The following is a 22684-nucleotide window of genomic DNA, read 5'->3' as shown; positions in this document are numbered from 1 at the left end:
TAGAAGGGAGTTTTACAGATGAAGGATGATAAAAAAGCACCGCTCGACGGACGCACCGCAGGTGTCCACCCGATCCCTGAGGGCGAATCCAGTCCGCCGGACGGTCAATCTGAAACAGACAAGCTGGATGAGATCGTAGGCGCCGTGCTGGGGAATGACCCGGAAGTAGCAGCTCCCGGCCTTGCACCAGATTCGGAAGCGAAGCAGCACCGCAAGAATCCTTAGTCTAACTACGAGACAACAAATAGCCGGGCCGGACAAGAGGATCTCTCATCCGGCCCGGCTATTTGTTGTGCTGATCTTCTGATCTTGCTGATCTTCTGACCATGCTGACCTAGCTGATCCTGCCGCTATTCGTCGAGCTCCTGACCACACCCGAATTTCAGCGCTTCATGATAATATAGTGACCCTATGGCAATATCAAATGCAGCCATTCCCATCGGATTGAACATGACCGCTTCCTCCTGCGGGAATTTCGCCAGCCCGTTGCCGCAGACTACCTCGACTATAGACACCGTGTCCTCCCTCCGCAGCCCTCTTTGATTATGCATATGTTCAATATCCGTATTCGCACGGCACACTTCGTCCCAGTCATCGACAACAATAGCAGAGGTGTAGCTTAAGATAGCCGGAGTGAAGTCGCGGAGAGACACGTTCAGCAGCAGACTCTGTTCTTTGGGCTTGCGGTCAATATAACCGGAGCTGGAAATGGTACAGGTAATGAAGATATCTGCCTCTTCGTAGGCTTCCTCCCATGAATCAACAGGCCGTATCCTTGTCCTCAGCTCTTCCGGAATAGGATGCAGGGCATCCGGGTTCTGATCGAAGATCCGAATCTCCTCCAGCCGGTCTCCAAGCAGCTGGGTCAGCATTGACAGATGCAGTTGACCGATAGGCCCGAACCCGACAATACCGGCAATAATTTTATCGGCAAAAGGGTGCGCCTTCCCGTATTCCTGGATCATCAGTCCACTAACCGATGCCGTACGAATCCCGGAGATAAGCGGACTGTTGATGATAGCCAGGGGCTTCCCGCTGCCGGGATCATTAAGGATAGTAACCGAGTGGGCACGGGGAAGCTGCCTGTTATGGTTACCGGGAAAACTGGCAATCCACTTGATGCCTGCCATACCGATACCTCCGCCCACATAAGCGGGCATGGCAATAATACGGCTGCTTGGATCTTTATCAAACAGTAAATACGGTTTGATGGGTTGGGAGAATTCTTGCGTTGCCATCACTTGCACGGTTCTCCTTATAGTATCTATGCACAGGTGCCAGGGAAGATTCATTTGCTCCAGGTTTTTGGTTGTCAGATATAACACGGTCAAGCCTCCTCAGCTTATAGGTCTGGCTGCAATATGCAAGCCGATCAACTTCTGTATTTCGCTGCATTTCTGTTCGGCCTGCTCAGCATCGTCTGCTCCAACCATAACTCTGCCGATCCAGTCAAAATTAGATTTCGGAAAGGACACCTCGCGTCCGGCTGCAATGAAATGTGATCTCAGAATATCCGAACGCCCCTCTAGTTCGTTCAGCCCGGTAACTTCGATCAGTCTGCCGTCAACCGGCGCACAGAATTCCCGTGAAGCGGCTCCGCGTGAGACCACCCGTGTCAAATCCGGTTCTTCACCCATGTGCATACGGAGCACTTCGCGCGGCAGGTCAATGCCAGTTGCATATTTAATCATCTCCGGGACAGGTCCGCCTACCATCCGGGGATTGAATTCAATTATCTTGGGACCTTCAGGAGTGAGAGCAACCTCTGTATGCGTGGGACCAAAGTCAACCCCAAGCGCACGGAGTCCCCGGCGTACCACCTCAACAATCTCCGCCTCATTGCTTAGCCGAACCGGGAAGCTGGCTCCAGTCTCTACAAAGTAGGGGAATCCTACCAGACGGCGGTCTGTAATCCCGATCAGATGATCCTGCCCTTGATAAGTGACCATCTCCACACTGACCAGAGGCCCGGCTGCATATTCCTCAATGAGCACATCCATACTTCCATAGAGATTACGCCCGAAATTACGGTTGTTCACATAGCTGTCGTAAGCCTGCCGCAATTCTCTCTCATGGTTAACGAAGACCACGCCAATGCTCATCGCCCCGTCACACGGTTTAAGGATGCAGGGGTAGCCCATTAGATCAGCATGCCGGCAGGCTTCTTCTACGCTGCTTGCCAGCATGGAGCCGGGAACCGGAACACCGTGCTGGAGGCATAGTTCTCTGGATTTATATTTATTCCGGGCATTCTTGGAGGCCAGCGGATGCATGGTCGGCACACCAATCGCATGGGCAGCAGCCGTTGCCTGAACCACATAGAATTCCGCAAAAGACATTACTCCGGTCAAAGGATGCGCTTGATGGTACCCTTTGACAAAATCAACCACAGCCTCTTCACTAAAGGTGTCTGCTTCATGTATGTAATCAACCAAGTGAAGCGGATGAGACTCCAGCGGCTGGCCTTTCAGATAATGCTGAATATTCTGGGTTAGCAAAGTGACGGTATACCCCATCTCCTTGCAGGCCTGGATACCTGCGATAGATTCATTGCTTTCTACCAATAACAGATGCTTCATTGTATGCAACCTCCTTCAGGCAGGCGAAATTTGTACTTCTCTCTCCAGATACAGCAGCAGCTCTGCAAGCCTGGCTTGCAGTGACACCGAATTCTCGCCGACGATGATTACGGTCATCACGGCATCCACACTGGAATGGGCAGCGTCCAATTGTTCACCTGCCTTCACGCGGGGAACATATTCCGTCACCCATTCAAAGGGCAGGCTCCCGGGAATCCGCTTCACCCTCCCCGGACGTTTCGGCATTAAATATACCCCCGCTACCTGCGGCGGATTTGAAGCCGGCAATGTCAGCGGCAAGCCGCACTGTCCCCGTACCCACTCCCGGTTCAGATTAATACCATACATGGCACTAATGCATTCGCTGATCCGTCCGCCTGCGGTTCGGCTGGCAATTTCGCATAGCACCCATTCATCCTCCCGGGTATGGAACCATTCACAATGAAAGGTGGATATTCCCGGTGAAGGCAAGGCTTCGATCACTTGTTGGACTTCCTGGACCAGCCGTTGAAAGATCGGATCTTCGGGGCTTAGCAATTCAACAAAACATTCCTTCCCGAGGATCTCAAGCGGTTGGCAAGAATATTTGCCGATGGAAGCAAACCGGATCTCCTGCCCCATCATGAGTCCATCGATTTCATACATCTCACCTTCAACGTAGGCTTCAACCATAAGTCCGCCGCCAAGCCCGCGTTCCCATACCTCATCCAGTTGCTCCGGGGTCCTTATAACGTGCGTATTCATGGAGCCCATGCCGTCAACCGGTTTCACAACAACCGGTAAGCCATGTTCCAGCACGAAATCGTACAAGTGCAGCGGCGAGGCCAGCCTGCGGAACGCCGGGCATGACACATGCTGGCTGGCCAGACTTTTCATCATCGCCTTATCCCTGTACGCCATAGCACTGCCGAGCCGTTGTCCGGGTAAGTTCAGCCGTTCGCGCAGACGCGCTGCACGAATCAGATCACTCTCATCGAGGGCTATAACCAGACGGTAAGGATGCTCCTCATACAATCTTATCGCATCGATCTCTACCCGGTCATTGGTCACCCAGTTATTGAACACCTGCACAAGGGCATAAGGCTCCTTTGTCTCACCATATGCTGAGGAAGTGTACAGATAGACTTCTTCGTCCAGGTCTTCCAGCCAGGTCAGATAAGGAGCAAAGGCCCGTCTCCTCTGATTCAGAATTAATATCGCCATAGTTTCCCTTCCTCCTTGTTATGAACGGGTGACCGGTTCAACGTTACATACAGTACAAGAGAGAGCCCGGACAGAAGTGCTAATGATAACCAGAAGTAAGACAGCTTCCCGTACAAGCTCCACATATGTATCAATTGCAGCCCGGTATATACACCGATTCCTTCTCCAAGGGCTGTTGACAATCCAATGACACTGAAATATGTGATACGCAAATCTGGATGGGCGGCGTTAGATACAAATGCATCTATTGCAGGTATAAATAACATTTCGGCAATGGTGAACAACGCGACAAATACATAGTAGCCCCCGATAGAATCGACTATAGCATTTAATGAAAAAGAAGTACCGAATAATAGAAAAGCCAGCAGCAGCCGGTATCCCTCACGTTTCCCCGATAAAAAGGTATTCATCCAGCGCCCGATTGGAATCTGAAACAGCACCACCAGGATTCCGTTCAGCATAAGAAGACTTCCCAGCTTTTCCGGTGCGTCAGAATAGGTGCCAATCAAATAAGGGAATGAATTAAACAATTGAGTAAAGAAAAAGCAGCCGATCATATTGAACAACAGTACTTTACGGAAGCTTTTATCGAGCAAAACGGTCTGATAGCCTTTCCAGAAGCTTACCGGCTTCCGTTCCCGGCCCTGCAGACTGCACCCGGGCGGGAAGATACTGAGCAGGATGGCTCCCAAAATATAAAACCCTCCAACAAAGGACAATGTGAAGCTCTTCAAGGAGCCCGTCAGCAGTAAAGAGCCGATTAAAGGCCCGGCAATGGCTGCACCGTTCGTATACATATTGGAATTCGCAAAATAAAACAGGGAGTGGCCGTCCTTACTCCCCACGAACGATAAAGAAGCCTTGGAGGATAGGCCTCTTACAGAGTAGCCGATCCCTGCAATTACAAGCTGTATAGTAATCAACACCGGAGACTGCCAGAAATCGGCCATTGCCAGAGAGACTCCTGTTAAAAAGCAGCCGGCCCACATGCACTTGAACGGGTCTATATTGTCCAGCAAGGGGCCGGTAAGGAACCTCGCACTGCGGTATGACACGGTGAAGATCATGGTCACTACAGCGGTAACCGAAAGAGGCATTCCTTTGACCTGAGTCAGATAGACCGTTAATACTGCCGTCATGGCGTAGAAGCCAAGATGGGTAACCAGAGTATTCAGACAAATGGACAATACCGGCCGGGGCACCTTTAACTGTTTGAGAACTCTCATGTCAGTGTGTAGGCTGTCAGGTCAGCAGCCATATGCCCGATTAATTCCTCCGGCGAATGGCGCCGCATGAATCCGCACACTTTAGCAGGCTCGCCACACAGATAGCAGCGGCGTGGAGGGGCCCCCAGTTCCTTCCTGCTTACCGCTTGTCCCGATGAATTATAAATATCCATGTCCCAATACGCGCTGAGCGGATGTTCTTGTTCCAAGGACAGACAGAACAGCTTCAATGCCGCCGCATCCGCAGATCCCTGAAGATAAGCAACCGGACCAAGCATCATATCTATCCGTTCCAGCAGAAGGATCTTATACGCTGCAGACGCCAGAGCTTCCTGTAAGGCATCCATACAGAGATCGAATAATTCATAGGTAATATCCAGCTTCTTAACGGGTCCCGGAATATTCATCGTAACCTGCAGCAGCGAGCCTGCTGACGGATACCTGGCCGCTCTTAGCTCCTGAAGGCGCTCCCGGTCACGAAGTATTGCTGACGCAGCGGAATCGTTCGCCACACTCTTTCCTCCCTTGATTCTCAGTCCATAAATGCAAAGCAAGCGTCATGGCCAGCAAATCGGCAGATCCGCCGGGGGACAAGGACCGAAGCCGGAAGTCTTCCTCCATGGTGCGGATGTAGTCCCTGCCCGCAGCGGTGAACAAACTCCCGCGGTCCAATGCCTCAAGGGCACAAGACTGGGTATAACTGATTCTTGTCCTGTCGAACTCACGGTTCAGAAGGGTTGTGTCCTCTACGACAGCCATCAATGAAAGCAGACAATGGATCTGTGCTGTCCGCAGGTCCGCTCCTTGATCAAGCGCCTCACGGAAGGATGGCAGCCCCTTCTGAATAATAGACGGAAATCTGTCGATGACCTCACCCCGTATGCCTCTGATTCCCCATTCCCTGAACGCACGTGCGCCTGTGCTTGCATTGTGCGTCTCTTCCAGAATATCCGCCAATTGTGTCCGCAGCGGATACTCAGCCAGCCTTCCGGCCAACCGGCAGATCCCGCTTGGGTCTGCTGCAACAGCCTCGCCCCGGCAAGCCATTCCGGCAGCCGCGCATAGAATGAGCCCTAGGAAGATCGTTCCTTTATGGGTATTCACTCCCCCGGTAGCCCTTAGCATGTCAGCCTCTGCACGCTGTCCGGTCTTCTGGAGCCTACTAAACAAATCTTCCCGGGCAGTTCTGCCCGCGGATTCTTCTATGCCCAGACGGGCTGCTTCCTGGTAATAGGGCTGAATGCGGAGTGCGCTTCTCAGAAAAGTGTAGATATCCATATCCCCGTGACATCCCGTGCTGACGGCGGAGACCAGTCCGGGAGAAGGCCAGCTCACTGCCTCGGCCAGTACACTGTAGGTCATCGTTTCGGCAATCCAGCCGGGGGCAGCTTGCGGCGAAGCTGTCATTATACGCTCTCCGGGATCGCCCCAGGCCAGTTGCTATGATCCAGTCCATACTGCTGGAGGAAGCTCCAGACCACCCGTTCGAGGCCAAGCCCGATGCAGCCCGACCATGTCTCGGAGTTGTCCTTCAGCCCGAAGTTGAAGGTCTTCGCAAAAAAATCGCCGTGCGTGTCATAGGAAGCAATAGAAATCGTGTCGTTTTTATACGGAATATCCGCTCGAACCTCGTATTTCACATGGTTGGGCACTTTGAAATTCTGCTTAACCTTACCCGGGAGGAAGAAGGGATCATTGGCCAAGGCACACTCGCCCTTCAGCCCCACTTCTTCCATCCATTCAATGGTCCACTGTAAGGTCAAGTCACGCATCCGGGTGACATAGTCAGGCGTGCCCAGAAAGACGAATTCCCGCATGGTGAAATTCAGCAGCCGTTCCAGCAGGTAGACGCGTTTGCCCTCATTGCGGAAGGACTGGCCCTTGAGCACAAATGCGGTGTTGTCCTCAAGCTCACGGTCCTCCATTTCCATATAGACCTTATAGCAGGGTGCGGATTGCAGGAGATAGGGCGGCGTCTCCAGATAGGGGCCGGAGTCCTGCGGAAGCTTGCCGTTATTAGCGGATACGTCTGCAGCGAAGGATTTCATTGTCTCCTGATCATGGCTTAAATGGGTGGCCAGCAGCAAATGCATCGGTGCGCTATGGAAGTAATTCATCTTCTCGGCGAACGAAGCAGGCAACAAGACCGAATACTGCCGTTCCTGACAATCCCCGATCCTCCGGCCGACATAATCAACATAACTCTGGTCAAAATACTCCAGCAGCCGGATGATCGGACGATGGTAGGCTAGCTCCTGATTCTTCAATAACGTCAGCCACCCCTGCTCCAGCAGGCCGTCTGAGATATTCAGATGGTTGCCCGGCGTGCAGCAGGAACACAGATGCTCTAATGGAGGTTCATGCAGTTCAACTACATTCAGCGCAGGCTCCTGTACTTCATCAGATGATAAGGAATCCTCCAGATGCTTCGGGACGAACCGTTCCAGAAAACTCGCGACTTCCTGTTCAATTTGCCCTCTGGGATAGGCGGATAAATAAGTGACGCTGATGCGCTTCCCTTGAATCGGATCGACCTGCACCTTATGGGCGGATACATTTTGCAGGAACATATGGGTGAAAACAGGGATTTGCAGCTTATTCAGCGTCACAGGATCAGGCAATTCCAATCGGTATGTTGTGAACATAACAGCCTCCTACGCTATTGAAATTCCGTAAATCTCTTGGACGACGGCAACCTGGTCTGGATGGATTACGGAACGCCCCGTAAAGCCATATTCCCTGGAGAGCAGACAATCCTTGCGGAATCCTTCCAGATCACGAAAAGCCATATATGTGGTGTCAAAGCATTGAAGGCTAACTCTGCGGCAGTACTCCCCCAGCTTTTGTTTGGCCTTCCGGACCTCCAGGGCCGGGTCCACAAGCCCCTTTGCCGCACAGTCATTAAAATAATCCGTTCCTCCAAAGGTAAAAGCATAAATATTCCGGCTGGCCTGGTGAATCTCTCCCAGATTGGCAATAGCCTCGCAGCATTCGATCATGACTTCATAGCTTGGAGAATAGTTCAAGCTGCACTTTTGTATAATATCCTGTACCTTGTGTTCCACTTGCCGTAAATCCCCTGCCGTTCGGACCATGGGCAGGCGGATTCGGGCAGGGCGCTCCGGCACGATCTCCTCCAGATCCTGCTCCCAATGGGCCGTATGCACGCTGTTAATGCGGACAATCAGCGTATGCTCCGAATCCGGGAAGGCTTGCAGTGCATGTTTGACCACATATCTTGCCTCAAGCTTCTTCTCCTCCGGCGTACCATCTTCCAGACAGAGAATAATATTCATAGGATAGAAGGTCATAGCGTACTCTATGTAATTCGGTTTGTATCCCGGAACATAGAAATACACTTGCTGTTCGGCAGCCTGATTCATCCCGTAACCTCCTCCCGCTCAACGGCAGCGTTCAACATGCATGTCAAGGCTTCGCAGCGGCTGCGGACCACCCACTCGTTGGCTCCATTGAACCAGATCTGCGGAGACAGGTCCGCCAAGCCATACTGCTTCAGAATCGGAACGACATACTCATAGACTTGGCGGTCTGTAAGCTCAGGGACCATATTCATACATTGCATTGCAGCATGACCTTCCTCGATGACAATTTTAATATCGCTAGATTCTATCGATCCGGCACTGACATTCACTTAGAACCGACCTCCAATGAGTAATATAGAGACTCCAGCAGAAAATAATCGCCCCAGATCTGGGATTCTCCTGCGGCTTGAACGACATGCAGCGGAGTGCTGGCGTGCACCAGCACTCCCTCATGCTCCGGATCGGAAGGAGCATATTCCGCAGAAGTCAAAGTATCCAGTATCCGCTCTGCCTCTTGCCGGAATGGCTGGCGTAAGGGATCTTCAGGGCTTAAGGCTGCGGCAAACTGATAGAATGCAGAGCAGGCAATCGCAGCAGCCGAAGCATCCCTCATCGCTGTATCCTCACCGGACAGCATCAGATCCCAGGCCGGAACACCATCCGTACAGACATGGGATAAGTAGAATTCAGAGAGCTTCTTAACCTTTGTTCTCCACCCCTCTTCATGGCCCAATATATACATTTGAACCGCTCCATAGAGTGCCCATGTATGGCCTCTGGCCCACACCGATTCTGAGCTGAATTTAGCGTTCTTGTTGTAGGGCTGCTCCGGGGCTCCCGTAGCGGCATCCATTCTCATATATTCGTAAGTGAAGCCGTCTTCCCTCATCAGCGCAGCACTTGTAATCTGCGCGGACCGGGCGGCAGCGGCGCGGTAGCGTTCCTCACCGGTTACCCGGTAAGCCCACAGCCACAACCGGATGTTCATCATACTGTCAACGCCTGCGTAGCGCTTCCCCTCGGGCAGCCAATTGCATTCCAGATAACCGCCCGGGAGACGGGCAGCGAAGAGATTGTCAGCAGCCTCAAGCGCAACCTTCCTGTATTCTTCCTGACCAGTCAGATTGTATCCAAGCGCATAAGAATAATAGAACAGGAAGCCAATATCCTGATAATCCCCCTGATTCTTATAAGGCTCAATCCTGCCGATTAAGCGGTCAGCCGCCTTGATATAGAGAGGATCGCCGGTCAACTGGCAGAGACGGTAGAGGAGTCCAATGAAAAATCCGGAAGACCACTTATCTTCCATCATGTATCGCCCTTTGTTAGTAACATAGGGAAACTCAATCTCACCGGAGGGCGGCATAGAAGCAAGCTTGGCCAGCTGCCTTCGGGTCTGTCTGACTGCACGGTCGATAACCTCATTACGTGTGGAAACGGTAATCTCCAGCACCCCCGATCATATTTTCACAGTGCTCTTCCCCAGTTCAATTCCGTTCTTCTCCAGCCATTCATCCGAGAAAATAGTATTATAGTACCGGTCTCCACGGTCAGGCAGAATCGCAAGCACTTTGTCCCTGCCGGGCAAACGCCGCGCAAGCTTAAGGGCCGCAAACACCGCCGCCCCTGCCGAGCCGCCGACCAGCAGCCCCTCTTCCTTAACCAGTCTGCGGGTGGTGGAGAAGGCCTCTGCATCCGAGACATGAATAATTTCGTCATACAGCTCTCTTCGCATATTACCCGGCACTCTAGCTGAACCAATGCCAATCTGATGCCTGACACCCGGCGGCATTCCGAAGGTAACGGAGCCGGCTGCATCCACAGCCATTATTTGGATATGCGGAATATGTTCTTTCAGTCCCAGGCTGCAACCGGTGATTAAGCCGCAAGTCCCTGCGGGAATCACCGCCCAGTGAAGCTCCTGGCCGAACGCTTCATAGATCTCCCGTGAGGTAGTTTGTATGTGCGCTTCCGGATTGCCGGGATTATTATACTGATTAGGCCAGAATGCTCCCAGTTGCTTGACGAGATCCTGTACCTTGTCCAGGCGGGCTCTAAGATAGTTGCCATACTCATCAGCCTGTTCCACCATTACCGTCTCCGCGCCATAAGCCTGAATAATGCTGAGATTGACTAGGCTGATTTTGGGATCGACCACACAAATCAGCTTGTACCCTTTCTGCCGGGCCACAAGCGCCAGACCGATCGCCAGATTCCCGGAGGAAGATTCAACTATTGTGCCGCCGGGCTTGAGTTGTCCCGCTGCCTCCGCCCGGCTGATAATGTAGAGTGCCGTACGGTCCTTCATGCTGCCGCCGGGGTTAAGTCCCTCCAGCTTAATGAATACCTGCGCCCCCTGCGGCTCCGGAAGGTAATTCAATTTAACAATAGGTGTGTTCCCAATCAATTGCAGCACATTGTCATAGATCAAACCTATCACCTCCCAAGGAATATTCTCATAGATTTTTCAATAAAAAGTAAAATAATTACATGTGAGCATCATACTCTTTTATCCTAATAAATGTAAATATATTAAAAATTTTTATCACTTTGATTCAAATTTTCTATAAAAATTCATAACCTTAGATTTTTATTATCTTCCTTATGCATTTCTATCGCATCACAGAGAGATTATCCACAATAATAAATAACACTAAATGTTACTTAATCTATCTTTAAATTAACATTAATATCACAAATTATTATAAATATAGTAATATCCTTTGTTACAAACTCTAAAAATAGTTTAAATCTATTTTATTCATTGACTGAATTAATATACAGTGTTATATTTCCTAACATATTAAATAATATACATAGAGGAAGAGGAGATTGCCCATATGAGTAAGTTAAAACGTCTGCGTAGAACGAAGAGGCAAGTTGTAGCTACTTCCATTGCGTTATCTGTTATCGCTTCGGCAGTGATTCCGTTTCAAACCGCCGATGCTTTAACAAGGGTGACTTCATCAAGCGGCACTGTATGGGAGATTCACGATGCTTTTGCTCCCAGCCTGGACACCGGAAGTTTACGTACCGTCGGCACTACACAAGTGCAAGGCTTCGGTAATATCTTCGTTAAAGTATCCTCGCCTTCCGCCTCGCTGATGAATGGACAAATGATGCGCGGGTTTGACCTGAAATACGATGGCGTGAATAGATTCACTTCGAGTCAATCTGTAAATCTGGGCAATGTAACGGTTACCCGCGATGTGTATATTGATACCATCAATAATAGAACGAGATTCTTTGATACTTTTACAAATAAGAATGATATAGCTGTACAGGTAGATGTATCGTTCGGCGGCTCTCTCGGGTATGGGACAGCGGCGAATGCTTCTGTAGTCAAGGCAACTTATTCGGAGGACTTGGATGTAACTACGGATGATTCATGGATTGTTGTCGACAGCACTGCTAAAGATAATAAGCCGCTGGGCGTTGCCGTCGGGTCTCCCCATCCATTCGCCAATGGCTTAACCGGTCTAGGCAATCAGCAGCAGAATCCATTCACCACACCATTAGCCAAGTCGGGAAATGAAGCGAATTTCTACGGATTCATTAATACCTTAAATATGCAACCGGGCGAGTCGAAATCCCTGGTCCATTATGTACAGGTTGGAGAAGCGGGCGAAGCAGGGCTGAGCAAGCTGGTTACTATGCTAAATGGACTGAATAGCCAGTTGGATGTATCCGGACTAACCCCTGCGCAGATCCGTTCCATCAGTAACTGGGATATCTCTTCTATCGGGGGACTTAATACTGGTGATAGCCTGGTGATTCCAGGTGCTCCTGCAGCCAAAGCATTCATAACCTCCTCCCCATATGATGTTAAGAATAAATCCATTGCTGACATGCAGCAGGATATGATTAGCGGCAAGACTACTTCTGTACAAATTACTCAAGCTTATTTGGATCGAATCAAGGTATACGATGAGGGGCAACTCGGATTCCACGCCTTCCTGCATGTATCCGAAACTGCGCTGGCTCAAGCTAGAGCTGCTGACGAGGCCCGCGCCCAAGGCGCGACTGGAGATCTGCTGGGGATTCCGATTGCGATCAAAGATATCTATGATACGAAGGATATGCCTACTACGGGCGGCAGCAAAGCGCTTGAAGGCTGGCGGCCTGAATCCGATGCCTTCCAGGTGAATAAGCTGCGGGAAGCCGGCGCTGTCATCATTGGTAAAGTCAATACTTCGGAGTTTGCCAATAGCGGAAGCTTCAGTGAAAGTGGCTGGATGCAGACATGGAATGCGCTCTATCCCTCCAAAACCTCTTTTGGCTCCAGCGGCGGATCGGCCGTATCGGTTGCCGCTGATTTTGCAGCAGCTGCCATGGGCTCGCAGACAGGAGTCTCTCTCTATGCCCCTACGACAGGCGCCAGCTTGAAAAGCTTCCGTGGGACAGACGGCATGGCGAGTACGACAGGCGTACTGCCGCTCACTTGGGGACAGGATTATGCGGGTCCCATCGCCAAGACCGTAACGGACCTGGCCATTATGCTGAATGCTACAACCGGCACTGACCCGCAGGATATTTTCACCGTGACGGCTGATGCCGATCATAAGCGTCCGGTGAACTGGAAGGAATCTCTGGATGCCAGTGCACTGAAAGGAAAGAAAATCGGATTTATCTCCTCATCCTTTGTCTCCAGTTATGCTGATGATGATACCGGATCAGCCGTAAAAAATAAGTTCTCAGAGCTTCAGGCTGCGGGAGCGGAAATGGTTGAAATGTCGAAAATGCCGGCAGCCCCTGCCCGTCCTTCAGGCATTAACGGCTCTACAGAAGGCTGGGCGCGCTATATCGAGCTTCATAAAGCCTTCCCTTATGCGGATGGAGCAAGTGTGCTCGCTTCCGATAAGGTGCTTATCTATAATCAAAGAGGATATACTGCGCCTACGCGGATGACGGAACAGGCGGTACAGGATTACATCAAGTATAGAACGGACTATAAGGAAGTCATCAAAGGCTGGATGGACGAGAATGGCGTGGATGCTATTGTGTATGCAGGATTTATCAGTGACGTATATAACAATGACGCCTCTGCCTCTCAGTTAAGCTCGGACCGTAACACAGGAGTATTAACGTCTAATGTAGGTCTCCCTACGGTAGTGGTTCCTGTAGGCACGAACGACAGCGGTTATTCGATCTCGATGCAGCTTGTGGGCAGAGCTTGGGATGATGCCAAAGTTCTGGGTATGGGCTATGCGCTTGAGCAACAAAGTCAAGCCAGACTGCTTACCGCCTTTGCTCCAGCACTCCCATATGTTCCAAACCCTACTACTCCAGATCCAACAGATAATGAACCAGGCAATCCAAGTCCTGGAGGAGGTACCGTGACTCCACCGGCAACACCAACGCCTACACCTACAGCTACACCGGCTCCTACAGCAACACCAGTACCAGCAGAAACAACCACACCAACACCTAAGCCGGTAGTGGTCAGCTTCACAGATACACTGAATCATTGGGCTCGGGCAAGCATTGACCTGCTGATTTCCAAAGGCTTACTAACGGGTTATGCCGATGGAACCTTCCGTCCGGATTCAGGCTTGACCCGGGCCGAAGCCATTAAGGTCATTACAACGTACATGGGACTTGAAGGACAAGCCAGTACCTTCACTGATGTATCCGCGGCGCATTGGGCCAATAAGTATATCGGCGCAGCGGCCCGATCAGGCTTGATGAACGGATATAGCGATGGAACCTTCCGTCCGAACGATAAGATTAGCCGCAGTGAACTAGCAACGCTAATCACCCGGGCCTTCAAGCTGACGGGTACCGGAAATACAACATTCAAAGATGTTAAAAAAGAGGCATGGTACTATACTTCCATTGATGCACTCGCATCGAATAATATCATCAAAGGATACGAAGACAGTACATTTAAACCTGGACAAGATATTACCCGGGCAGAGTTCGCCGCGATGGTCTCCAGATTACTGGAAACTGTGAAGTAATGAAAGCACAATTTCAAGATTACAGAACAGGCCATCCCGAAAGGGATGGCTTTTACCTGTGAAACCCATACCCGCTCCGTCCAAGCAAGCGACGCGCAAAAGTTTGCATTAACCAGAATAAGAAATTATGATTTAGTTCAGGTCTGTTTGCTTCCGGGAGGTAGTCCAATGCCAAAAACAATATTAGTTGTAGACGATGATCAAGAAATTGTAAAACTCATCACCAAGAGTCTCAGGTACGAGCAATTTGCCGTCATCACGGCCAGCTCCGGGAGAGAAGCCCTGGCTGCCGTTGATGATCACCACATTGATTTCATCGTTCTGGATGTAGTGATGCCTGATATGAGCGGGCTGGATGTCTGCCGGACGATCCGGTCCTCTTATAATGTTCCCATTCTGTTATTAAGTGCGCGTGATCAGGATATTGATAAAATTGTCGGTCTCGAAATCGGAGCCGATGACTACATGACCAAACCTTTCAGTATTCAGGAGCTGGCCTCCAGGATTAAAGCCCACTTCCGCAAATTGGACAGGCTGCACAAAGAGTGGGATGAGCTTAGTCCCGGTAACGAAAAGGCGGATGCTCCGCTCCGTTTAAACGATAAAACGTTCGAAGCCTTCCTGCACGGCCGCAAGCTCGACTTATCCGCGAAGGAATTTCAAATTCTGTCTATTCTAATGCGTCACCCCAACCAAGTACTGAGCCGGGAGCAGATCTATGAGAACATCTGGGGAGACGAATACGGGGAGATCAATACCGTAACAGTCCATATCAAGAATATCCGCAAGAAACTGGGTCCAGAACATAACTTTATTACAACCATCTGGGGCATAGGCTATAAATATACGGAAAGAGAGTCATAGGATGAAACTGAAAATAAAGCTTCCCCTCTTATTCCTGCTGATGCTGCTGCTTCTTATGTTCTCTATTGGACTCTACTTGAAGTTTGTCTTTGCCGTATATTCCCCTATACGCACCACCTTGCTGGACTCACGATATATCGCATTGCTGCTGCCCATCTTTGCCATCGCCGGTTGCATATTTTTTATTCTGATCATCTATATTTATAAAAGCATTGAGAAGCCCATCCAGCGTCTGAATGCCCGGCTGGGCGAAGTCAATGTTGTCCATCCCCTGCCTCCGCTGGCTTCGAAGAGAAATGACGAGATCGGCGAGCTCTATAAGCACTTCAACAAGATGGAGCACAGGCTTCAACTCGCCCAGAGAGAGCAGACCGATATGATTGCAGCGATCGCTCACGATCTCAAAACACCCCTGACCTCGATCAATGGTTTCACTGAACTGCTGGCTACACATGGGGACTTACCCGAAACCGAAAAGCAGGAATATTACGAATTGATTCAACGGAAGTCCGCATATATGGTTGAGCTCCTCAATGATTTCTCCAGCTTCACCAAAGAGAAACTGGAGCTGGAATCGATGGTGGCAGGGCCTGTAAAAGCAACCAAACTATTTGCAGAAATTGCTTTTGAATATGAGTACGAGCTGGCGGGACTTGATATTGAACTGACCTGCCGCCATTCCTTCACGGACAGCATTTGGCTGACGGTTAATGAACCGATGCTCCGCCGGGTGTTCGGCAACCTTTTCAGCAATGCCGTTCGATATGGTGGAAAGAATGAGCTGAAGGTGTATATGAGCGGATATCTGCGGGAGCATCATGCCTATTTCCAGATTGAGGATAATGGGATTGGCGTGCCGGATAAGGATATGTCCTCCCTGTTCCTTAAATTCTTCACGGTAGATCCATCGCGGCAGATCCAAAAGGGCGGACTTGGTCTCGGGCTGGCCAGCTGTAAATCGATTATTGAACATCACGGGGGCGAAATTGTGGCCTTCCCCTCCGAATATGGCGGTCTGGGGATCAGATTCAGTCTTCCTTTATAATTTTTTATATTCTCTTTATATCTATTTATTTTTCTTTTACCGAAGCTTCATGTTTGGATGTGACAATACGTTGTAGAAGAACACAACAGTCACTGGAACCGGACAAACAGGAGGTCGGAGGAAGAATGAGTATGATATCAAAGAAAACACCCGGCGGCACACCCGCTATCCAAATTGACGGAGTGCACAAAAGGTTTGGCGACTACACCATATTAAACAATCTGTCGCTGGAGGTAAGCCGTGGTGAGATCTACGGATTCCTGGGACTTAACGGCGCCGGGAAGACAACGACGATCAAGATGCTCCTGGCGATGCTTAAGCCTACTTCCGGCAAGCTTTATATGTTAGGTGAGAAGGTCGATGCCGGAAACTCTAAATTATGGAGCAACGTCGGATATTTGGAGGAGGCTACCTTTTATCCGGATCTGACTGTAACGGAGAATCTGGATATCGCACGGCGTATGCAAGGGTTGCCGGACCCGGATGCTGTGCATCAGGTCATCTATAAGCTGGGGCTGGAGCCGCACAAAAAGAAAAAAGCAAAGCATCTCTCACTCGGAAATAAGCAGCGTCTGGGACTTGCCAAAGCGATGATTCACAATCCGCAGATTCTAATCCTGGACGAGCCGATCAATGGCCTTGATCCCGCTGGGGTGGCGGAGATACGGAATATGTTATTTAATCTGGCGCACAATTTCGGCATCACGGTGTTTATATCCAGCCATCTGTTAGAGGAGCTCTCGAAGGTGTCCACACGGATTGGCATTATTCACGGCGGCCGGCTGGTGCAAGAGGTCGCCATGGATAAGCTGGAGCAATCCTTACAGAAAAGCTTAGTGGTCAACGGGCGGAACAAGCCTGCCCTAAAGAAGGTGCTTGAAGAGCATGGCTATGCCTTCGAGGATACCTCGGACGGCTATATCAAACTAACTAATGAGCACGCGGCAGATCATCCTGAACGGCTGGCTGAACTGCTGGTTCAATCCAATCAGCCGCCAACGTCGCTCCGGGTCGTTACAGAAGACTTGGAAGGCTACTTTCTCCGTACCATCGGAATCAACAGGGGGATGAAATAATGAATATTCTGTCCGTGTTACATTGTGAAATCCGCAAGATTATCCGCTCTAATGTGTTTTGGATTATGTTCCTGGTTCTAGGCTTCGGGCCCATTATGATGGGCGTCGGAAATGTATTATCCAGTGCCGCCGGCGGTGTTACCTGGGAAGCGTATTTAACCGGATTGCTGGAGACACTTGCCCCGCTGGGATTGATCGGGTACACCTTTGTGGCGGCCTGGGTCTTCGGACGGGAGTTTTCGGATCGGACCATTAAGGATTTACTGGCCAAGCCCATTTCCAGAGCCAAAATTGTATTGTCCAAATTCCTGGTCATCTTAGCATGGTGCCTGTTACTTTCCATCTATATGTTTGCCGTAGGTTTTGCCGTAGGCGCCATCCTGGGCGTAGCAGGCGGGTCCGCTGCATTCATCTGGAGTCTGTTCTTTAAGTTCCTGATCACCTCGCTATTGTACATTTTTGTGACCGCACCAAGCGTTCTTTTGGCTAATGTGACTAAGGGCTACCTGGCCCCGCTGGGACTCATCCTGATCATCGTCATTCTCTCCAATGTGCTCGCCTCCTTCGGATTTGCACCCTATTTCCCTTGGACCATTCCATCGGTATTTCAAAGCACGGGGTCTCTGCACCTGAGCAGTATCATCATTCTTGCGTATACGGGGATCATCGGAATTGCCGGAACCTTTGCCTGGTGGAGATATGCGGAGCAGCCTTAAGCGGACCGGATCGTCTCAGATCATACGAATGCGACTGTCCCGATTATATATATTCTGCTGACGAGCCAGATTCTGAAGGTTTTGTTGTAAAAGTTTTTTGGTATCCCGCTTAAACAGCGGAGAGGACGGAACGATTGTGGAAAAGCGGCAGCGGTCGCCTTTGTCCCCGGATTTTCACCGTTAAGGAGAATCAATAAAATCTGGGGACAACAGCGATTGGAACAACGGTCCGTTCGCGCAGCGTCCATCCAAGTTCTCACGTTGATCCTGCTCACTTGTCATCACTCCTATTACTCTTCACCGCCTCCTGCTCGCGGAAGGCCGAAGGGGTCAGCCCGTACTTTTTCTTGAACAAGGTGGAGAAGTACGTGATGTTGTGTATCCCTACCGCTTCACTGATCCTGGCCGCAGTGTCCGGGGTAGAAGCCAGCAGCTCTTTCGCTTGCTCCAGCCGGGTGTTGTTCAAGTATTCACTGAAAGATTGTGAGGTCGCTGCTTTGAACAGTTTCCCTAAGTAGCTAGGTGACAGCCCGGCGATACTCGACACCAGATCGAGGGAGATGTTAGGCTCGGCATAATGCTCGTGGATGTAATTCTGTACTTTTTCAATGAGAATATTATGCTTCTGCGCATTCAGCCAGTGATTTCTGTCTTCAATTAATGTGCTAATGTTGCGGCAATAGCGGTTGAAGATGTCTTTGATCTCCGTCAAATCTTCAGCCCGTTCAATATCGGTTACCGCCTGCAGGTAATCATTGAAGTTAGCATCCGGCACCTGCTGTAAATAGTCAAAGGCTTTAAGCAGAGACAACATGAGCTGGCTGCTGAAGGTGATGACCTGATGAACGGAGCCGCCGGATAGGGTAGCTATGAACTCTTCGATGGCGCTAACGATAGGCTCCGGCTTGCCGTCCTGCACCGCATCAATCAGCTTCTTCTCGCAGGTGCCGGGATAACTGAGGGCCGTAAGCACATGGTGGCGTGTAGCTACCGCATCCAGAATCGCTTCTTTTCCATAGATTAGCCGGTATTTCACATACTGCTGCGCTGAAGTATACGAGGACGGAATATTCCCCTTGCCAAAGCATATATCTCCTATCCCTATGGATACGGTCACCTTGAAGTAGCGGCTCAGGAAGCTTTGAATATTCCGCAAGGCAGGCCCCAGCTCCTCAGGAGGCTGGTTTGTCGTGTATTGAAGGACGGCGACGGCCTCGCTCCCTCCCATAATGAGGACATCACACGGGCCGATATGGTCCAGCAGCTCATTGGCGATATTTCCAAGCGCGAAGCGCAGCAGGGACTGCTGTTTCCCCTCTACCCTCTCCCCTGCCGGCTCAAGCTCATTGATCTTGAACACCAGCACGCCGAAGAACGGCCCCGCAACCTCCTCTCCGATCTCCTTAATTATTTCGCTGGAGGCCGAGTCCTCCAGGGAATGACCTCGCAGCAGGGCATGCAGATAATGCTCACGGACCGTCCGGGAAGAATGGCTGATGACGAACTGCATCGATTTCTCGCGTTCATGATAGGATTGGAACACTTCGTTCACCATCTTGTACTCATCTATAAGCGCCAGGCCGGATGCGGGTGTGGCCGGGGCAGGCATAACTTTTTCCAGCAGCGCCGATAAGGGTCTATTCATGCTTGAGGTCAACAGGACAGAGAGCAATAGACCGGCGAGTACAATTCCGGCTGTCACCAGCAGCGTAATCCCCCGGAGCTGGTCGATGTCGGAGATGAGCTCGGAATAAGGTGAAACGCTTACAAAATACCAGTCCAGCTGCTCTGACTTTACATAAGTGACCAGATTCTTTTGGTTTGCGATGGTTGTGGTGAAGCTGTTCTCCTCTTGGTTCTCAATTAATATCGTCCGCACGTACTCTTCCTCAGACAAATCATCCAGAAACAGATTGGAATCGGTATGAGACAGCACCTTACCTTCATTATTGATTACAAAAATATTATTAGCGGCGTCCGCTTTGCTGATCTTGCGGATGGTCGTCAGAATCGACTGCTCCTCCACATTGATATAGATTAGCGGATTGCCTGTGGTCTGGTAGGAGAAATTCGGGTACAGCAAGAAGGTCAGGAACTGTAGTGATTTCCCGTTGTTGCGGCCCGCCACCTTCAGGCTGCGCGGATAGAACTCCATATACTGCTTCTTGCTTAGAGCGGTGAGCGAAGCGTCGAACGGAAGCCCGGCGGTATCAATGGTAGTTCCTGTAGAAGGCCGGTGGATTCCGATACTGTGGATATAAGGGTTCACGTTGGTAATTTGTTCGATCTGCTGAAAAATATGATAATTGCTTACCTTGTTCTCCACCGTCTCATCCAGAAAGGAAAGGATCTCCGGTTGAATCAGCAATGTATTTCCTATCGTTACGACCTGATTATAGACTACATCGGAGGCGTAAGTAATCTGGGATAACATCGCCCGGGAATTACGTTCGATCTCCTTGATGGCGCTTCTGGAGAATAGGGAGAAGAGGACGCTTGAGAGCAGGCTTACGGTTAGAAGAACGAGAAGGAAATATGAGATGGTGAGTTTTTGAAAGGCCTTGTATCGAACAAGCCGGTTGATGGTTGCCCGCATGCTGAATTCCCCCAATGCTGCCCGTTATCATCTCTAAACTATAGTACATTTTGGGCCGAAAAGGTACTGAATCAGGCGAAAGTGAAAGCCATTCCGTTTTTTTGAAAGCCTTTTGAGCAAAATTGAAAGCGTTTGCCAACTTTTAAAATAGACACTTTGTGAGGCTATGGCTAATCTGGAATCAAGGCAGCAGTCATTATAACAAATGGGGGGAACAGGAATGAGAAAAAAACGGCGTCCCGGATGGAGCCTACTGTCCGACATCCGCAGGAATGGTACATCCTATTTGTTGGTTCTGCCGGCAATGGCCTACACTTTTATTTTCGGCTATATGACGTATCCCTATATGGTCATTGCCTTCCAGCGTTTCAATTATACAAAGGGAATATTCCACAGCGAATGGGTGGGACTCAAAAACTTTGAGTTTTTCTTCAAGTCCAACAAAGCGCTTACGGTCACCTTTAACACCATTTACTTAAATTTACTCTTTATTATTTTCGGTACGCTGATGGCGCTGGCCATCTCACTGGTTCTAAACGAACTGCGCAAGAAGCTGTTTGTGAAGATCAGCCAGTCCCTGATGTTATTCCCGAATTTCATCTCATGGATCGTCATTAGCTATGTGCTGTATGCGCTGTTCTCCATGGATATGGGAATTGTGAACCAACTGCTGAATCAGCTCGGGATGTCCTCCGTCAACTGGTATACCGAGGCACAGTCCTGGCCGGCCATTCTTACCATTATGCATGTGTGGAAGGGAGCCGGTATGAGTGCCATTATCTACTTGGCGACCATTACCGGCATCGACGAGACTTTGTATGAAGCAGCCGAGATTGATGGGGCGAACCGCTGGCAGATGTGCCTGCGCATTACGCTGCCGCTGATGATGCCAACGGTGATTATCCTGACAATGCTCTCGGTCGGCAAAATTATGTACGGTGATTTCGGGATGATCTATGCGCTCATCGGGGACAACGGCACGCTCTACTCGACCACGGATATCATTGATACGTATGTATTCCGTTCCTTGCGTCAGATCGGTGACCCCTCCGAAGCCATGGCTGTTGGACTGTTCCAGTCGGTCATCGGATTTATCCTTGTCTTTGGGACCAATGCCATTACCCGCAAGTTCTTTAAGGATGGCGCATTATATTAAATCCGGGGAGGAGTCTATATGAAAAAAATCTCAATCAGCAAGACGATCATGTACACGCTGACGGCGGTGTATTCGGCGCTGTGCCTGCTTCCGATGCTGCTGGTGCTGATGATCTCCATCACGGATGAGGATGCTATTCTTAAGAACGGCTACAGCCTTTTTCCGGAGAAATTCTCCCTGTATGCCTATAAGCTGATCTTCACGGGCGGCTCCCAAGTCATTCAGAGCTACGGCATTTCGATCTTTGTCACGGTTGTCGGTACTGCGCTGGCTATTCTGATTACTTCTATGGCAGGCTATACCCTGGCGAACAAAAATGTGCAGCACCGCAATCTGCTGGCCCTGTACTTTTTTATCACGATGATCTTTACCGCCGGCATTGTGCCCTGGTATCTGATGAACCGGTCGCTCGGATTAACCAATAATATTCTCGCTCTGATTATTCCGTCGCTGCTGTTCAGCCCGTTCAACCTCTTTCTGGTACGCAATTTCATGAACGGCATTCCAGACTCGCTGAGAGAATCAGCCACCATAGACGGAGCAAGTGATATTGTCATTGCCTTCAAGATCTATCTTCCGTTATGTAAACCGGTACTGGCAACGATTGCCCTCTTCTATGGACTGGATTATTGGAACAACTGGTGGAATGCGATTATGCTGATTGACACGAAGGATTTGTACCCGCTGCAATTCATGCTGCTTCAGATGCAATCGGAGATCAGTATGCTGAACGAGATGGCCATGCTGGCCGGAACAAGCGGCGTTACGCTTCCTTCGGAGTCGGTCAAGATGGCGACAGCCATCGTGACGATCGGGCCGATCGTCTTCCTCTACCCGTATCTGCAAAAGTACTTCGTGAAAGGACTCGTTATAGGTTCAGTTAAAGGCTGATGTCGTCCCTAAGGGGTTCACATAAATAAGACATTATATAAGAGGAGGT

At 50.2% G+C, this 22684-nt stretch carries 20 protein-coding genes; 8 read left to right on the top strand and 12 right to left on the bottom strand.

Annotated elements, in window-relative coordinates:
• Positions 1-18 precede the first annotated feature (18 nt).
• Positions 19-225: a hypothetical protein gene (locus tag MHH28_RS29840; protein WP_405108699.1), complete on the top strand. Its 207-nt coding sequence runs from the start codon at positions 19-21 to the stop codon at positions 223-225.
• A 125-nt stretch (positions 226-350) separates the two neighbouring features.
• Here the strand turns inward: MHH28_RS29840 and MHH28_RS29835 are convergent, their stop codons facing one another.
• Genes MHH28_RS29835 through sbnA form a run of 11 tightly spaced genes read right to left on the bottom strand, consistent with a single transcriptional unit; the run spans position 351 to position 10762 of the window.
• Positions 351-1325 carry a 2,3-diaminopropionate biosynthesis protein SbnB gene (locus MHH28_RS29835; RefSeq protein WP_405108696.1) on the bottom strand — a complete coding sequence of 325 codons (975 nt, stop codon included), beginning with the start codon at positions 1323-1325 and terminating at the stop codon, positions 351-353.
• 12 nt (positions 1326-1337) lie between these two features.
• On the bottom strand, positions 1338-2579 hold the full coding sequence (locus MHH28_RS29830) for an ATP-grasp domain-containing protein (protein WP_405108693.1): 1242 nt from the start codon (positions 2577-2579) through the stop codon (positions 1338-1340).
• A 15-nt stretch (positions 2580-2594) separates the two neighbouring features.
• Positions 2595-3782 carry an ATP-grasp domain-containing protein gene (locus tag MHH28_RS29825; RefSeq protein ID WP_405108690.1) on the bottom strand — a complete coding sequence of 396 codons (1188 nt, stop codon included), beginning with the start codon at positions 3780-3782 and terminating at the stop codon, positions 2595-2597.
• Positions 3770-5008 (bottom strand): MFS transporter, encoded by a 1239-nt coding sequence (locus MHH28_RS29820; RefSeq protein ID WP_405108687.1) that lies wholly within the window; start codon positions 5006-5008, stop codon positions 3770-3772. Before MHH28_RS29820 ends, MHH28_RS29825 begins: the two co-directional genes overlap by 13 nt.
• Positions 5005-5520, bottom strand: coding sequence for a citrate lyase holo-[acyl-carrier protein] synthase (gene citX, locus MHH28_RS29815; RefSeq protein WP_405108684.1), 516 nt, complete (start codon positions 5518-5520; stop codon positions 5005-5007). Before citX ends, MHH28_RS29820 begins: the two co-directional genes overlap by 4 nt.
• Positions 5483-6415 (bottom strand): triphosphoribosyl-dephospho-CoA synthase, encoded by a 933-nt coding sequence (locus MHH28_RS29810; protein ID WP_405108681.1) that lies wholly within the window; start codon positions 6413-6415, stop codon positions 5483-5485. Before MHH28_RS29810 ends, citX begins: the two co-directional genes overlap by 38 nt.
• On the bottom strand, positions 6415-7653 hold the full coding sequence (locus MHH28_RS29805) for a hypothetical protein (protein ID WP_405108678.1): 1239 nt from the start codon (positions 7651-7653) through the stop codon (positions 6415-6417). Before MHH28_RS29805 ends, MHH28_RS29810 begins: the two co-directional genes overlap by 1 nt.
• Before the next feature lie 9 nt (positions 7654-7662).
• Entirely contained in the window at positions 7663-8391 is a 729-nt protein-coding gene (locus tag MHH28_RS29800) for an HpcH/HpaI aldolase/citrate lyase family protein (protein ID WP_405108675.1), read from the bottom strand.
• Positions 8388-8660 carry a hypothetical protein gene (locus MHH28_RS29795; protein WP_405108672.1) on the bottom strand — a complete coding sequence of 91 codons (273 nt, stop codon included), beginning with the start codon at positions 8658-8660 and terminating at the stop codon, positions 8388-8390. Before MHH28_RS29795 ends, MHH28_RS29800 begins: the two co-directional genes overlap by 4 nt.
• A complete protein-coding gene (locus MHH28_RS29790; RefSeq protein ID WP_405108669.1) occupies positions 8657-9784 on the bottom strand; it encodes a glycoside hydrolase family 88 protein in 1128 nt (375 codons plus the stop codon). Before MHH28_RS29790 ends, MHH28_RS29795 begins: the two co-directional genes overlap by 4 nt.
• A 6-nt stretch (positions 9785-9790) precedes the next feature.
• Positions 9791-10762, bottom strand: coding sequence for a 2,3-diaminopropionate biosynthesis protein SbnA (gene sbnA / locus MHH28_RS29785; RefSeq protein WP_405108666.1), 972 nt, complete (start codon positions 10760-10762; stop codon positions 9791-9793).
• A gap of 409 nt (positions 10763-11171) precedes the next feature.
• Here sbnA and MHH28_RS29780 point away from each other — a divergent pair, with 409 nt between their 5' ends.
• From MHH28_RS29780 to MHH28_RS29760, 5 genes are all read left to right on the top strand, one after another.
• Positions 11172-14291 (top strand): amidase family protein, encoded by a 3120-nt coding sequence (locus MHH28_RS29780; protein WP_405108663.1) that lies wholly within the window; start codon positions 11172-11174, stop codon positions 14289-14291.
• A 168-nt stretch (positions 14292-14459) separates the two neighbouring features.
• Entirely contained in the window at positions 14460-15155 is a 696-nt protein-coding gene (locus tag MHH28_RS29775) for a response regulator transcription factor (protein WP_405108660.1), read from the top strand.
• A 1-nt stretch (position 15156) separates the two neighbouring features.
• Positions 15157-16200, top strand: coding sequence for an ATP-binding protein (locus tag MHH28_RS29770; RefSeq protein WP_405108657.1), 1044 nt, complete (start codon positions 15157-15159; stop codon positions 16198-16200).
• A 125-nt stretch (positions 16201-16325) separates the two neighbouring features.
• Complete coding sequence (locus tag MHH28_RS29765) at positions 16326-17276, top strand: ABC transporter ATP-binding protein (RefSeq protein ID WP_405108655.1); 951 nt, start codon at positions 16326-16328, stop codon at positions 17274-17276.
• Positions 17276-17992 (top strand): ABC transporter permease, encoded by a 717-nt coding sequence (locus tag MHH28_RS29760; protein WP_405108652.1) that lies wholly within the window; start codon positions 17276-17278, stop codon positions 17990-17992. Before MHH28_RS29765 ends, MHH28_RS29760 begins: the two co-directional genes overlap by 1 nt.
• A gap of 271 nt (positions 17993-18263) precedes the next feature.
• Here MHH28_RS29760 and MHH28_RS29755 read toward each other — a convergent pair whose 3' ends face one another.
• Positions 18264-20588 (bottom strand): helix-turn-helix domain-containing protein, encoded by a 2325-nt coding sequence (locus MHH28_RS29755; protein ID WP_405108649.1) that lies wholly within the window; start codon positions 20586-20588, stop codon positions 18264-18266.
• 220 nt (positions 20589-20808) lie between these two features.
• Here MHH28_RS29755 and MHH28_RS29750 point away from each other — a divergent pair, with 220 nt between their 5' ends.
• Entirely contained in the window at positions 20809-21744 is a 936-nt protein-coding gene (locus tag MHH28_RS29750; protein WP_405108646.1) for an ABC transporter permease, read from the top strand.
• 18 nt (positions 21745-21762) lie between these two features.
• Entirely contained in the window at positions 21763-22635 is an 873-nt protein-coding gene (locus MHH28_RS29745) for a carbohydrate ABC transporter permease (protein WP_405108643.1), read from the top strand.
• Positions 22636-22684 lie beyond the last annotated feature (49 nt).

This window comes from Paenibacillus sp. FSL K6-1217, assembly GCF_045040735.1.
Classification (GTDB): domain Bacteria; phylum Bacillota; class Bacilli; order Paenibacillales; family Paenibacillaceae; genus Paenibacillus_AQ.
This window is presented reverse-complemented; position numbering and strand designations above follow the sequence as displayed.

Excerpts from the sequence above, each read along its gene's own strand:
- MHH28_RS29840 (WP_405108699.1), top strand. The coding sequence starts at position 19 with ATGAAGGATGATAAAAAAGCACCGCTCGACGGACGCACCGCAGGTGTC.
- MHH28_RS29830 (WP_405108693.1), bottom strand. The coding sequence starts at position 2,579 with ATGAAGCATCTGTTATTGGTAGAAAGCAATGAATCTATCGCAGGTATC.
- MHH28_RS29825 (WP_405108690.1), bottom strand. The coding sequence starts at position 3,782 with ATGGCGATATTAATTCTGAATCAGAGGAGACGGGCCTTTGCTCCTTAT.
- MHH28_RS29820 (WP_405108687.1), bottom strand. The coding sequence starts at position 5,008 with ATGAGAGTTCTCAAACAGTTAAAGGTGCCCCGGCCGGTATTGTCCATT.
- MHH28_RS29810 (WP_405108681.1), bottom strand. The coding sequence starts at position 6,415 with ATGACAGCTTCGCCGCAAGCTGCCCCCGGCTGGATTGCCGAAACGATG.
- MHH28_RS29805 (WP_405108678.1), bottom strand. The coding sequence starts at position 7,653 with ATGTTCACAACATACCGATTGGAATTGCCTGATCCTGTGACGCTGAAT.
- MHH28_RS29800 (WP_405108675.1), bottom strand. The coding sequence starts at position 8,391 with ATGAATCAGGCTGCCGAACAGCAAGTGTATTTCTATGTTCCGGGATAC.
- MHH28_RS29780 (WP_405108663.1), top strand. The coding sequence starts at position 11,172 with ATGAGTAAGTTAAAACGTCTGCGTAGAACGAAGAGGCAAGTTGTAGCT.
- MHH28_RS29775 (WP_405108660.1), top strand. The coding sequence starts at position 14,460 with ATGCCAAAAACAATATTAGTTGTAGACGATGATCAAGAAATTGTAAAA.
- MHH28_RS29770 (WP_405108657.1), top strand. The coding sequence starts at position 15,157 with ATGAAACTGAAAATAAAGCTTCCCCTCTTATTCCTGCTGATGCTGCTG.
- MHH28_RS29765 (WP_405108655.1), top strand. The coding sequence starts at position 16,326 with ATGAGTATGATATCAAAGAAAACACCCGGCGGCACACCCGCTATCCAA.
- MHH28_RS29760 (WP_405108652.1), top strand. The coding sequence starts at position 17,276 with ATGAATATTCTGTCCGTGTTACATTGTGAAATCCGCAAGATTATCCGC.
- MHH28_RS29755 (WP_405108649.1), bottom strand. The coding sequence starts at position 20,588 with ATGCGGGCAACCATCAACCGGCTTGTTCGATACAAGGCCTTTCAAAAA.
- MHH28_RS29750 (WP_405108646.1), top strand. The coding sequence starts at position 20,809 with ATGAGAAAAAAACGGCGTCCCGGATGGAGCCTACTGTCCGACATCCGC.
- MHH28_RS29745 (WP_405108643.1), top strand. The coding sequence starts at position 21,763 with ATGAAAAAAATCTCAATCAGCAAGACGATCATGTACACGCTGACGGCG.